Source organism: Pseudomonas sp. UBA6699 (assembly GCF_002454615.1).
Lineage (GTDB): Bacteria > Pseudomonadota > Gammaproteobacteria > Pseudomonadales > Pseudomonadaceae > Aquipseudomonas > Aquipseudomonas juntendi.
Genome location: NZ_DKJF01000056.1, coordinates 1 through 13,433 on the forward strand (window position 1 = coordinate 1; position 13,433 = coordinate 13,433).

At 60.6% G+C, this 13,433-nt stretch carries 9 protein-coding genes; 6 read left to right on the forward strand and 3 right to left on the reverse strand.

Annotation, left to right across the window (positions count from 1 at the left end; genetic code table 11):
• On the reverse strand, window positions 1-936 hold a 936-nt coding region (locus B3361_RS10620), incomplete at its 3' end, for a retention module-containing protein (protein WP_286762322.1).
• Window positions 937-1,892: 956 nt separating this feature from the next.
• On the opposite strand from B3361_RS10620, the gene B3361_RS10625 reads away from it, so the two are divergent.
• Together B3361_RS10625 and B3361_RS10630 are read left to right on the forward strand one after the other, a co-directional pair.
• Window positions 1,893-4,049, forward strand: a complete 2,157-nt coding sequence (locus B3361_RS10625; protein ID WP_054906148.1) for a type I secretion system permease/ATPase — start codon at window positions 1,893-1,895, stop codon at window positions 4,047-4,049.
• Window positions 4,039-5,415: an HlyD family type I secretion periplasmic adaptor subunit gene (locus tag B3361_RS10630; protein WP_009685658.1), complete on the forward strand. Its 1,377-nt coding sequence runs from the start codon at window positions 4,039-4,041 to the stop codon at window positions 5,413-5,415. The genes B3361_RS10625 and B3361_RS10630 overlap by 11 nt, the downstream gene beginning before the upstream one ends.
• A 100-nt stretch (window positions 5,416-5,515) precedes the next feature.
• Here the strand turns inward: B3361_RS10630 and lapD are convergent, their stop codons facing one another.
• Window positions 5,516-7,462, reverse strand: a complete 1,947-nt coding sequence (gene lapD, locus B3361_RS10635) for a cyclic di-GMP receptor LapD (RefSeq protein ID WP_054906149.1) — start codon at window positions 7,460-7,462, stop codon at window positions 5,516-5,518.
• A 10-nt stretch (window positions 7,463-7,472) separates the two neighbouring features.
• Entirely contained in the window at window positions 7,473-8,234 is a 762-nt protein-coding gene (gene lapG / locus B3361_RS10640; protein WP_286920204.1) for a cysteine protease LapG, read from the reverse strand.
• Between the two features lie 204 nt (window positions 8,235-8,438).
• Here lapG and B3361_RS10645 point away from each other — a divergent pair, with 204 nt between their 5' ends.
• The 4 genes from B3361_RS10645 (at window position 8,439) to B3361_RS10660 (ending at window position 13,321) form a co-directional block, all read left to right on the forward strand.
• The gene (locus B3361_RS10645; RefSeq protein ID WP_054906150.1) at window positions 8,439-9,128 is read left to right on the forward strand and encodes a GntR family transcriptional regulator; all 690 of its coding nucleotides are present in this window, start codon (window positions 8,439-8,441) and stop codon (window positions 9,126-9,128) included.
• Between the two features lie 107 nt (window positions 9,129-9,235).
• Window positions 9,236-9,739, forward strand: coding sequence for a sigma-70 family RNA polymerase sigma factor (locus B3361_RS10650; protein WP_054906154.1), 504 nt, complete (start codon window positions 9,236-9,238; stop codon window positions 9,737-9,739).
• 4 nt (window positions 9,740-9,743) lie between these two features.
• A complete protein-coding gene (locus B3361_RS10655) occupies window positions 9,744-10,712 on the forward strand; it encodes a FecR domain-containing protein (protein ID WP_054906151.1) in 969 nt (322 codons plus the stop codon).
• A gap of 122 nt (window positions 10,713-10,834) precedes the next feature.
• The gene (locus tag B3361_RS10660; RefSeq protein ID WP_054906152.1) at window positions 10,835-13,321 is read left to right on the forward strand and encodes a TonB-dependent siderophore receptor; all 2,487 of its coding nucleotides are present in this window, start codon (window positions 10,835-10,837) and stop codon (window positions 13,319-13,321) included.
• Window positions 13,322-13,433 lie beyond the last annotated feature (112 nt).

The window sequence follows — 13,433 nt, forward strand, 5'->3', positions numbered from 1 at the left end:
GGTTACCGGGGTCTGAGCAGGATTGCTCAGGGTCACGGTATAGGTGATCACGCCGCCCTCGGTCACACTCGGCGAAGCCGTAAGCGTTGCGGTGGTGGTGTCGATGGTATCAGTCACCTGGGTGACCGCCGGCGTTTGCGGCAATGTGACGGTCAGGCCGCCACCGCCAGTACTCCCGGTGACGGTCGTCGAGATCTGCCCGCCATCAATGTAAGGCGTATCGTTTGCCGGTACCTGGACATTGACACTGCCGCTTGTCTGCCCCGCCGGTATGGTGATCACGGCACCATTGGACAGGGTAATCACCAGGTCGGTAGTTGGCGCCTGACCCACGGTGGCGGTATAGACGATGACGCCACCCGCTTCACTGATGGAAGGGGTGGCGCCGAGGACAAGGTCGGTAGCAACGTTGGCGTCGGTGGTCGGTGGGGTCACCAGATTGTTGTTGGTGCCCAGCTGACCGACCTGCACGCTGTTGAGCGCGGCTGCAGAGCTTAAACCCTCGGTTGGGAAACCGACGGTCGGATCAACCCGGCCCGCAGTCTCTTCCAGCATTACGAAGCTATGGCCGCCGCCCGCCGCGCCACCACCACCCGCTGCCGACGGACCAGCAGCGGTAGCTTCAAGCTCGGTAGTCGGGTCGACACCCGCAGCAATCGCCTGCTGCAGCTCTTCTACCGAAGGCGCTGCCTGGGCAGTGGCCTGGGCAAGGTCGGTGCTGCTGTCGGGTGTATCGGCGCTCCACTGGCTGTCACGGCCAAGGTCGAGCAGGCGGCCATCAGCCAGTTCCAGGGTAACTGCGCCACCAGGGCCAGTGAGCACTTCCTCACCGGCCAACAGACGGTCACCTTCAATGAGTACACGCCGGATGCCCTCTGGGGATACCGCGATAACCTGGCCGACAATACTTTTGACGATGGCTACAACGCTGCTCATTGGACTCTCCGTGTGACCCGGTGGGTACTTCCGTGCCAGAGCGGCACTTGCAGGCCACTTCAGGCGGAACTATGTCGATGATCTTTGACGTTTTTTGACGTCAATATTCCGTCTATAACTGTTTGGAATTACTTAACTGCCAAACTATTGACCTTATACAGGCCATCCTAAACAATCGGCAATGTAATGTCACATTGATATTCGTACCTTAGCCAAGCCTATCCGCAGGACAAATGTCGTATGTCAGCGAACCGGTGTTTCGCGCGCAGTACGGTTAACTATTTCCGCGCCACAACGGCCGGTTTCCACTGGATAGGCAGCAACCTGGCGCCATTATTCTGATCGCCTGCAATCACTCGACAACGCTATCGCTTTGCAAGCATAAACCTTGCCGAACTACACCGCTAACCTCGCAAAACCGAGTCGCCAGACAACCACGCAACCTGCTGGCGCCACGCCGTCAGGGGCCATTCCTTGGTGCAAATCAAAGAGATAACGATCGGTGCGAAGTGCTGCGCCAGGAGGGATTGAAACCCAACTGCGATTATTGATCGCGGATGCTTTGGCAGGCTGCTTTTTATAGATGAATTTTGACTAACAACCGACGAGAAAACGCCAATAAAACAGCGCCTGCTTACTGACCATGTCTACACTGGTTTTCCAAGACCACATGCCATGAAAAAAGGGCAAGCTATGCTGAATTCAGGCGTCAAAACCACGACGGGCCAAGTCAGAATATGAAACATTCACTGCACGGCACCCTCTGGTCGAAATGAAGCACGCAGAACTGTTTACTCAGTAACGATTCAAGGCGACCATGGCCATCTGCCCGAGCCCTGCGGTATCACACCGCCATCAGTACTGCCTGGCAGCACCCTAGAATGCCAAGGTGAGCCGGCCGAGCTTGAACGGCAGCCCACCTATCCCACCCACCACAAGGATGAAGAGAGCGCCGCGTGGAATCCGAAGTCAGTCGAGTCCAACTCAGCCACGATCCACGCAGTCAGCATGACGATCCGTTGCTGGATAGTCTGCTGAGCCTGTGTGTCCTGCACCAGAAACCCGCCAGCCGGGTCATGCTGACCACAGGCCTGCCGCTGCCCGCCCAGCGCCTGAGCCCCGAGCTGCTGCCCCGCGCCGCCGCCCGCGCCGGCCTGCAAGGGCGTCTGCTGCAGCGCAAACTTGAGCAGATCCCGACTATAGCCATGCCGGCCATGCTGCTGCTCAAGGAGGGCCGCAGCGCCGTTCTGCTGGGCTGGGAGAACGAAGATACCGCCCGCCTGTTGCTTAGCGAAAGCGACGGCGGCGAGGTGCACGTCAGCCGCGAAGCCCTGCTAGGCGACTACAGCGGCCGTGTGTTCTTCGCACAGCCGCAGCACAAGTTCGACGTCAACCACGGCAACCTGATCCCGCGGGCGAAGTCGTGGTTCCGCGACACGCTGTTGCGCAGCAAGTGGCTGTACATCGATGCCATCGCCGCCAGCCTGGTGATCAACCTGATTGCCCTTGCCGCCCCGCTGTTCGTGATGAACGTGTATGACAGGGTGGTACCCAACCAAGCCACTTCGACGCTCTGGGTATTGGCCATCGGTATCGCCGGCGCCTATATCTTCGACTTGATTCTCAAAGGCCTGCGCGGCCTGTGCCTGGACCTGGCCGGCAAGAAAACCGACCTGATCATCTCGGCAACGCTGTTTGAACGTATTGTCGGCATGTCGATGAAATACCGGCCGGCGAGGGTCGGCAGCTTTGCCCAGAACATTCACGAGTTCCAGGGCCTACGCGACTTCCTTGCCTCGCTGACCCTGACCAGCCTGATCGACCTGCCCTTCACGATCCTGATCCTGATCGTGATCGCCATCATTGGCGGGCACCTCGTATGGATTCCGATCATCGCCTTCCCCCTGGCCCTGGGTATCGGCTATGCCCTGCAGCGGCCGTTGATGGCAACCATGGAGCGAACCATGGCGCTAGCCTCTGAGCGCCAGTCCAGCCTGATCGAGACATTGGCCGGCCTGGATGCGGTCAAGGTCAACAATGCCGAAAGCGAACGCCAATACATGTGGGAGCAGACCCTTGGCACCCTCAGCCGTCTGGAGCTGCGTGTGAAGGTGCTGTCGAGCCTGGCGATGAACATCACCCTGCTGATACAGCAGTTGGCAGGCGTGGCAATGATCTGCGTCGGCGTGTACCTGATCATCGACGGCAACCTCAGCATGGGTGGCCTGGTAGCGTGCTACATGCTCAGCGGCCGTGCCCTGGGCCCGCTGGGCCAGCTCAACGGCCTGCTCGCGCGATACCAGCAAGCCAAGGTGACCATGGTCTCCACGGACCACATGATGGAGCTGCCGCAAGAGCGCAATTTCGAAGAGCGCCCACTGAGCCGCAAGGTACTGCAGGGCAGCGTGGAGTTTCGTGGGGTCGACTTCACCTACCCGAACCAGCAGAACATGGCGCTGAAGAACATCAACCTGACCATACGCCCCGGCGAAAAGGTCGGCATCATCGGCCGCAGTGGTTCGGGCAAGAGTTCACTGGCCAAGCTCATCGTCGGCCTGTACGAGGCCGACGGCGGGTCGCTGCTGGTGGACGGTGTGGACATCCGCCAGATCGACGTCAGCGAATTGCGCCATAACATCGGCTACGTCCCGCAGGATATCCAACTGCTGGCGGGCACCCTGCGTGACAACCTGGTCAGCGGTGCGCGTTACATCGAGGACGAACTGATCCTGCAGGCCGCTGAACTGGCTGGCGTACATGAATTCGCCCGGCTGCACCCGGACGGCTATGAGCTGCAGGTAGGCGAACGCGGGCAGAACCTGTCCGGCGGTCAGCGGCAGAACGTTGCCCTGGGCCGTGCGCTGCTGCTCAACCCGCAGATCCTGCTGCTGGACGAACCCACCAGTGCCATGGACAACACCGGTGAAGAGCGCCTCAAGCAACGTTTGCAGGCGGTGGTGGAAGGCAAGACAGTACTGCTCGTCACCCACCGTGCCTCGCTGCTGTCGCTGGTAGACCGCTTGATCGTGATCGATCGCGGGCAGATTGTCGCCGACGGCCCGAAAGCCGCGGTCATGGACGCGCTGAAGAAGGGGCAGATCAGTGTTGCATAAGCTGGATATCGGGCAGTTCAAGGATAGCTTGCGGCGCTATTTCAAAGGCTCCGAGTCACTGGGCGGCCAACCGCTGCCAGAGGTCAACAAGGCCCTGATCGAGGATGCCCCACGGGTGGTGCGGCTGACTATCTGGGGCGTCATCCTGTTTTTCGTGTTCCTGATCGTGTGGGCCAGCGTGGCCCCCATTGACGAGGTCACCCGGGGTGAAGGCAAGGCCATTCCGTCGTCCAAGGTGCAGAAAATCCAGAACCTGGAGGGTGGCATCGTCGCCGAGATCTTCGCCAAGGAAGGGCAGATTGTCGAAGTGGGCCAGCCGCTATTGCGTCTGGATGAAACCCGCTTCGCCTCCAACGTGGGTGAAACCGAGGCCGACCGACTGGCCATGGCCCTGCGTGTCGAGCGCCTGAGTGCAGAGGTGCAGGACAGCCCACTGAAAATCGACGAAGCCTTGCGCAAGGCGGCACCCAGCCAGGCTGCCAGCGAAGAGTCGCTGTACCAGAGCCGGCGCCAGCAGCTGCAGGACGAGATTGGCGGCTTGCAGCAGCAGTTGGTCCAGCGCCAGCAGGAACTGCGCGAATACAGCTCCAAGCGCGCCCAGTACGCCAACAGCCTGGAGTTGCTGCGAAAGGAAATCAGCATGTCTGAACCGCTGGTGGCCACCGGCGCGATTTCCCAGGTCGAGGTGCTGCGCCTGCGCCGTGCCGAAGTGGAAAACCGTGGTCAGCTGGACTCCACGGCACTGGCCATTCCTCGCGCAGAGGCGGCCATCCGCGAGGTGCAGAGCAAGATCGAAGAGACCCGCGGCAAGTTCCGCAGTGAAGCGCTGACCCAGTTGAACGAAGCGCGCACCGAGCTGAACAAGGCCACCGCAACCAGCAAAGCGCTGGACGACCGGGTAAACCGCACGCTGGTGACCTCGCCCGTGCGAGGTATCGTCAAGCAGCTGCTGGTGAACACCATTGGCGGGGTTATCCAGCCAGGTAGCGACATCATCGAAGTGGTACCGCTGGACGACACGCTGGTGATCGAGGCGAAGATCCTGCCCAAGGACATCGCATTCCTGCACCCTGGCCAGGAAGCCACAGTCAAATTCACAGCCTATGACTACACCATCTATGGCGGGCTCAAGGCCAAGCTGGAGCAGATCGGTGCCGACACCATCACAGATGAAGACAAGAAGACCACGTACTACCTGATCAAGCTGCGCACTGATCGCAGCCACCTGGGCACCGATGAGAAGCCCCTGCTGATCATCCCAGGCATGGTGGCAACGGTGGATATCATGACCGGCAAGAAGACCATCATGAGCTACCTGCTCAAGCCGATCATGAAGGCACGTTCGGAAGCACTGCGCGAGCGCTGATCAAGGGCTGTGAGGGCTAACAGCAAGAGCGGCCTTGCGTCGCGACAGGGGCCGCACTGCGGCCCTTTCACAACACCAGGCTGCTCCCTCCCTGATGCGATCAGCGCCAGGGCGCAGGCTCGCCAACCAGCTGCCCCTGTATTCCGCCTACGCCCATCTCCTGCAGTACCTTTCGCTCCCCTTCGGTCTCGACCCGTTCTGCGATCAATGGCAAATCAATGCTGTGCGCGGCCCGCTGGATCGCTTCGATGAACAGCCGCTTGTGCTGCTCGTGGTCGATGTTACGGATGTAGCTGCCGTCGATCTTGAGGTAGGCCAAGCCCAGATGGGCCAAGTTGCCAATCATGCTGAAGCGCCCGCCGAAACGCTGCAGCGCCAGGCCGAAGCCTAGCCCGTGCAGCCGTCGGGTGAGCTGTTCCAGGGCGGCCTGGTCAGGCAGTTGCTCTTCGCCGATTTCGAACACCAGGCGCGGGCCCAATGCTGCGTTCTGGCCTAGCAGCTCGAAGACCCGCTGCAGCGCCTTGGCGTCGCCAAGGGTGGCTGCGGAGAGGTTGAGCGCCACCACCTGATCGTGCCCGCGCAGGTGGGCCAGTACGTTCTCCAGTACCAGTACGTCCAGCCGCGGCATCCAGCCAAAGCGTTCCAGCCAAGGCAGGAAGCGCCCTGCGGGCAAGGCCTCGCCCTGCCCGTCCTGCAAGCGCGAAATCACCTTGTGGTGCAGTACCCGTTGCGCTGTGGCGGTGTCCACCACCGGTTGGAAGAACAACTCGAAGCGGCCATTGTTGAAAGCCTGGTCCAGGCGCTCGTGCCACGCATGCTGGCTGTCCGCTGCTACGGCGGCAACGCCTTGTTCAAGGCACACCCACCCAGGGGTTGGCTGGTTCTCGGCGCGGGCCAGGGCTTCGTCGGCGAGCTTGAGCAGCGCCTGTGGCGCGTCACCAGGGCTATAGGGTGCAAGGCCGATGCAGGCCACCGGGTGAACATCACTGGCGCCGGTTTCATGCAGGCTGAGCAGGGTCGCTTCCAGCGCCTGGGCAAGCTGTACCGCCTCTTCATGCACCATGCTCGGCGCCAATACGGCGAACTCGCCGCCGCGGCTGCGGGAAATCAGGTCTTTGGTTTCCGGGAAACTGGCACAGGTACGGCGCAACTGCTCCCCCACCGCCTGTAGCAACTGGTCGGTGCGCTGACCGCCCAGGCGGGCGTTCAAACCGGCCAGGCCTTGTACCCGCAAGAGCAGCAAGTAGCCGGCGCGGGCCTCTTCCAGATTACTGACCCGGGTGTTCAGCTGCATCTCGAAATAACGGCGGTTGGACAGCCCGGTGAGGCTGTCCTGGTAGGACTCTGCCCGCAGCCGCTCACTGCGCTCGGCCTGTTCGGTAAACAGCGCCTTGAGCTTTTCAACCATCTGGTTCATGGCCTGCACGACCCGGCGCAGCTCCGGGGTACGCGGCAGCTCTGGCAGGCTCAGGAATTCGCGGCGGGCAATGGCATGGGACTGCTCGACCATATAGTCCAGCGGGCGCAGCTGGCGGCGCAATAACAAGGCACCGAGCACGGCACTGGCGGCACCACACAACAGCAGCCAACCCAAGCTGCCCAGAGCGCTCTGCCAAAGTTTGGCGATGGCGAACATCGGATGGCTGACCACTTCGACGCGCGCGGCCTGCTGCCAGCCGCGGCTGACGATGGCATCGCCACCTGCGGCTTCAAGGCCGATCAAGCGCACGAACCACTGTGGCACGCCGCCGGGGTCCGGCTCGGCGTGGCGCTCCACCAGTACCGCATTTGAGCCCAAGTCGACAACTTTGATGCTTGCGTAGTAACCACTGTCGAAGATTGAGCTGATCATCAGCTCGACCATCGCCGGGTCGTCGATGTTCGGCGTCAGCGACAGCGCCAGCGCGGTCGCCGCATCCTGGGCATGCGAGCGCAGCTGGTTGACATACTGGCTGCGTGAGCTTTCCAGGCTGACCATGAAACTGCCACTGAAGGCGACCACCAGGAACAGGCAAATGGCCAACAGCAATTGTTTGAACAGTGACATCTGTGCTCCTTCAATAGACCGGTTCGGCCGGGAAGCCTTCGGCCTGCATTTTCTTCAGCAAATCCTGCCAGCGGGAAAGCCGCTTGGTATCACCGACCTTTTTGTTGCCTGCGGCCCCCGTCAGCCACAACCCCTCGCCATTGAAGGCATAGACCGGCAACAGGTCGGTTCGTTGGCTGGCAGGTTTGATGGCGTCCATCAGGCTATCGAGGACCAATGGCTGGGCCTGTGGGCTTGAATAATAGGTCAGGACCATGTGCGCTCGGTTCTGCGGCAACGCCTTGACGTAGGTGATACGCAGCTTTTCGCTGGCGATACCCATGCGCCGCAAGCTGAAATACTTGGCTATGGCGTAGTCCTCGCAGTCACCGGCCCCTTTGATGAGTGCCTGCACCGGTGTGGCCCAGTAATCGACCTCCTGCCACAGGTCGATGTCCTCGACATAACGCAGTTGCTGGTTGAAAAAGCGGTTCACCACCTGCAACCGTTCCAGCTCGCTGCCTTGGGCCTGCGTTGCCATCAGGCGCTGCCAGGCGTCGATACGACCCTGCCCCGCGCCCAGCGGGCCATACAAAGCCTGGGACTTGCGGCTGATCTGGGAAAAGTCCCAATCCGCGTGCAAGCCGCCCAGCAGCAGACCGCCCAGCAGCACGGCAAGGAAGGCAGGTCGCACAAGGTGTTTGAGCATCCAGGATATCGCCACTGCGAAGCCCTGTTCAGGCCAGTCGAAAGCAGCGATGGTGGGGCTTGCCAAGGCAAAAGACAATGGCACCCTGCAATCATCCACCCGCTGGTCAGCTTGCACCCTCTTTATGACTATATCCTTTTATAGGCTGCTTCCTTTGGCAGGCGACTTCATCCACCATAGCCGCGCCTTGTGGGGTGCTACTGGCGCTATCGACCGAGTTTGACACCCTGACAGGCAGTTACTAGTGTAATTGGATCCAACTTTAGTCATCGTTAAGGCAGGCTTTACGTGGCCGAGAAACTCAAACTGAGCAATGTGTTGGCCAGCGAGCAACTGTTGCCGCACCAGGCTCGTGGCGTGATCGAAGAACGCCTGCGCAGTGCCATTCTCGACGGTCGCTTGCCCCCTGGCACCGCCGTGCGCCAGCAAGAGCTGGCCAGCTTGTTCGGGGTGAGCCGCATGCCTGTACGCGAAGCCTTGCGCCAGCTGGAAGCGCAATCACTGCTGAAAGTGGAAATGCACAAGGGCGCCGTGGTTGCGCCCTTGATCGGCGAGGACGCGGTAGACACCTACGGGCTGCGCATACTGCTTGAGAGCGAGGCGCTACGCCAGTCCATCCCGTTGCTGGAGCCCAGCGACATCGCCCAGGCACGCGGCTACATCCAGCAGTTGGAGAATGAAACCCGCCACGCTGAAATCGGCCGGCTAAACCGTCTGTTGCACATGGCCTTGTACAGCAAGGCAAAAAACAAGAAGTTGCTACGCCTGATCGAAGACGAGCTCAACGAGGAGGAACGCTTTTTGCGCTTCCACCTCTCCTCCATGGGGCTGGGCAAGCTCACCCAGGATGATCACAACGCATTGGTCAACGCAGCCAGTGACAAGCACGTCGAAGAAGCCATTGCCGTGCTGGAGCGACACCTGAACAGCGGCGCAAGGGTGATCCGCAAATACCTGGATGGCCAACCGCGACACTAGTGTGCGTCCGCCAATGCGCCGCTGGAAAACGCACAGGTTGCAAATTATGGCGCCACCGCCAACAATGAGACTAATTATCATTAATGTCCATTGTTGATACCTCGCACATGCCCAGCGACGACTCCGTGCAAACGCTTTACAGTGACCACCACGGCTGGCTGCATGCCTGGCTGCGCAGCCAGCTGGGCAACGCCGCTGATGCTGCCGACCTGGCCCAGGACACCTTCGTTCGCCTGTTACAGCGCCGTGAGCAACTGCACTTGAACACGCCACGTGCGTTTCTGCGCAAAGTTGCACGCGGGCTGGTGATCGATCATTGGCGTCGCGAGGAGCTACACAAGGCGTACCTCGAGGCCTTGTCCAATCTGCCAGAAGCATTGGCGCCTGCGGCTGAAACCCGCGAACTGTTGCTGGAGTTGCTGGAGCGCATCGCGCGCATGCTCGATGGCCTGAAACCCAAAGTGCGCCGGGCTTTCCTGCTCGCCCAGTGCGAGGGGCTGAAGCACCAGGTCATCGCTGACCAGATGGGTATCTCCGTGCGTACCGTGGAGCGCTACATCGCTGATGCGCTCTACCACTGCTACGTGCTGCGCTATCAGGATGAATGCTGACGCCATGGCTGCTGCACAACCCGGAACACAAGCGGTCAAGCAGGCCATTCACTGGATGTTGAGGCTGCGCGAGAACGGGCATGATGCCGCCCTGCAACAGCAATGCGTGCAGTGGCGCGCGGCCCGCCAAGAGCATGAGCAAGCCTGGCAACGGGTGATGCAGATGCACCAGGATCTCGACCTGCGCGGCATTCCCGGTGCCGGTTTGGCCTTGCAGACCCTTGAAACCAGCCAGCGTCGGCTGCACCGTCGCCAGGCGCTGAAACTGCTGGGTGGCACGGCCATGGTCGGCGCAGCGGCATGGCTGGGCCGAGACCTGGATGGGCTCAGCTACTGGACCGCCGACTACGCCACGAGCATGGGTGAACGCCGCAGCTTCACGCTGCCAGATGGCACCCTGATGCAACTCAATACAGACAGCGCCGTGGACCTGGCCTTCGACGAACAGCAGCGACTGGTTTGCCTGAAGCAGGGGGAAATGATGATTACCTGCGGCCAGGCAACCACGGCGCAGCGCCCTCTGCTGGTACAAAGCCGCGATGCCTTGCTTGAAGGGTTTGCCGGGCACTTCGTGGTACGCCAGGACAGCGACTGTACGCACGTCAGCGTCGGCACTGGCAGGGTAGCGATCCACCAGCCTGGTACCGGCCCGCTGCAGTGGATCGAAAGCGGCCAGAACTGGCGCCTGGACGCACAGGGTGCGCAGCGTCTGCAGCACGTGGACATGGACGCAATGGCCTGGAGCGAGGGGCTGATCGTTACCCGGGACATGCGCCTGGCGGACTTCCTCGCGCAGGTCAGCCGCTATCGCCGTGGTTACCTGGGTTGCAGCGAAGCGGTTGCCGGCTTGCGCCTCTCAGGGGTCTTCCGCCTTGAAGACCCGGAGCTTTTGCTACAGCTACTCCCCCAGACGCTGCCAGTGAGGCTGCGCCAACGCACACGCTGGTGGGTACGCGTGGAAAGCCTGGCTTGAGCAGGCGGCACATGCAGGTGTGGCCGTAGGGCGGTGCCAGGTATTTTGGCGGGTTTTGAATGGCAGTCCGGCTAGGACAGTAAGCAACACCTTCCGCCCTCAACAGCCCTACGGACTTGAACATGTCTAACGACACCGTGCACGTATGCACACTCAACGCGAATGATTTTCGACCTGTCTTGCACTCAGCATTGTTACGCAATGCAGTGCGGGCAGCTGCACTTGGCACGGCCCTGGGCCTGAGTACTATTCCACTGGCCGCCATGGCGGCGGAAACAGCCCAGGTCAGCCAGCACTATTCCATACCTGCAGGCCAGCTGGACGATGTGCTCAGCCAGTTCGCCCCCCAAGCCGGCATTACACTGTCGAGCACGCCGCAGCTCACCAACGGTTTGCAGTCCAGTGGCCTCAATGGGCAATACGCCACCGAACAGGCTCTGCGCCAACTCCTCAATGGCAGTGGTTTGCGCGCTGTCAGCCAAGGGGGGCACAGCTACGTGTTGCAAGCGCAGCCGCTGGGCGCAGCGTTGTCGTTACCAGACACCGACGTCCGCGGTTTCAGCCTGGGTAATGCGCTGGGTAGCACCGAGGGCTATAACGCGACCCACAGCCAAGTGGCGACCAAGACCAGCATGCCGCTTGTGGAAACATCGCAATCGGTATCTGTGGTGACCCGCCAGCAGATCGACGACCAAGGGTCACAGACCGTCGCCCAGGCCATGCGCTATACGCCCGGGGTGCTAACCAACCCCTACGGTGCCACGCACCGCTATGACTATGTGGCGATGCGCGGCTTCAACGACGGCTCGGTAGACAACATCTACGTCGACGGGCTCAAATCCATGGGCGACAACGGCACCTATAGCACCATGCAGGTGGACCCGTATTTCCTGGAGCGCATCGACATCCTCAAGGGGCCGTCCTCGGTTCTGTACGGCCGCAGCTCACCAGGTGGGTTGGTCGCGTTGACCACCAAGAAACCGCTGTTTTCCGCCTACCATCAGGTACAAGCTACGGTCGGCACCCAGGGCCAGCGCGGCATGGGCTTCGATTTCAGCGGCCCAGTGGATGAAGACCAGCGTATCGCCTATCGCCTGACGGGCCTGGCGGATGCCTCTGATACGCAGTTCGACCACAACAAGGAAGAACGCTACGCCATTGCTCCCGCGATCAGCGTGGACTTCAGCGAAGATACTTCGCTGACCTTGCAGGCCTATCTGCAGCACGACCCCAACGGCGGCTACCACGGCGGTAACCCGGCAGACGGCATGCTGCACCCGCGTAATGGTTTGCGCCTTTCCGATCACTTCTTTGAAGGCGAAACGGGTATCGACAGCTACGAACGCACGCAACAGTCGTTCAGCTATCAGTTCGAGCACCGCTTCAATGACATCTTCACCGCTCGGCAGAACTTCCGTTACCAGGATTCCGATGTGTCGATGGACCAGGTTTATTCCGCCGGTTGGGCAGATGCCGAAAGCAATATCCTGAACCGCGCCTACACCGGCGGCGACGAGCGGCTGCATTCGTACATCATCGATAACATGCTGCAGGCAGAATTCTTCACCGGCGCCGCCAAGCACACCCTGCTAATGGGCACGGACTACCAGCGACGCAAAGCTGACGTTGAATGGCGTTACGGTACCGTAAACCCGTTGGACGCCGGCAACCCGCAGTACGGTAATGGCAACCTGCAGCTGCTGGGAGAAAACCGCTATCAGCGCCGTTTGCAGCAAACGGGGGTATACCTACAGGAACTGGTGGAGCTTGATCAGTGGCGCTTTTCCCTGGGGCTGCGTCAGGACTGGGTGAAGGTGTCCGAACAGAACCGTGACAGTGATACCAAGGTGAATGACCAACGCTCTAAGTTCACAACGCGTGCCGGCGTGCTTTACCTGTTCGAAAATGGCATTGCGCCCTATGTCAGTTACTCGGAGTCATTCAACCCGAATACCGTCTCCGATCAGGATGGCCGGCCTCTGGCACCTACCGAGGGTACGCAGTGGGAGGCGGGCATCAAGTATCAACCCAGCGGCAGCGACAATTTGTTCACCGCGTCGGTATTCCGCATCGAGCAAGAGAACCTGGCGTCGAAACAACCGAACGAAGACTTCTATCGCGCCGTAGGTCAAGTGCGCTCGCAGGGCCTGGAGCTGGAGGCACATGTGCAACTCAGCGACAGCCTGAAGCTGCTGGGTGGCTACACCTTTACCGATATCGAGTATTCCAAGTCGATGCCGAGCCTGGTGTCGGGCAACCTGGACAACAAGGGCAACTCGCCGACTCAGGCGCCAAAGCAGATGCTCTCGCTATGGGCTGACTACAACTTCCACCAAGGGGCCCTGGATGGCCTGCGGCTGGGCGGCGGCGTGCGTTATGTGGGCTACAGCTGGGTGGATGCGGAAAACAGCATGAAGGTGCCCTCCTACACGCTGTTCGATGCTTCCGTGGGCTATGACCTGGGCAAGGTCGGCCTGACCGGTGTAGATGTGCGCCTGAACGCCAATAACCTCACCAATGAAAGCTACATCACTTCATGTGCCAGCCTGAACTACTGCTACATGGGTGAAGAGCGCAATGTGAGTGCAACACTGAGTTATCAGTTCTAGGCAGATGGCCAGGGCTGTTTGGCACTTTCACCGCAGCCCCTGTACCTGAAAAGACAAAGCCCCTGTCTGCATTGCAGACAGGGGCTTTGGGTTTGAATCTTGACGATGACCT

Coding starts and splice junctions, on each gene's coding strand:
- lapD (WP_054906149.1), bottom strand. CDS start 7,462: ATGTCACTGTTCAAACAATTGCTGTTGGCCATTTGCCTGTTCCTGGTG.
- B3361_RS10650 (WP_054906154.1), top strand. CDS start 9,236: ATGCCCAGCGACGACTCCGTGCAAACGCTTTACAGTGACCACCACGGC.
- B3361_RS10655 (WP_054906151.1), top strand. CDS start 9,744: ATGGCTGCTGCACAACCCGGAACACAAGCGGTCAAGCAGGCCATTCAC.
- B3361_RS10660 (WP_054906152.1), top strand. CDS start 10,835: ATGTCTAACGACACCGTGCACGTATGCACACTCAACGCGAATGATTTT.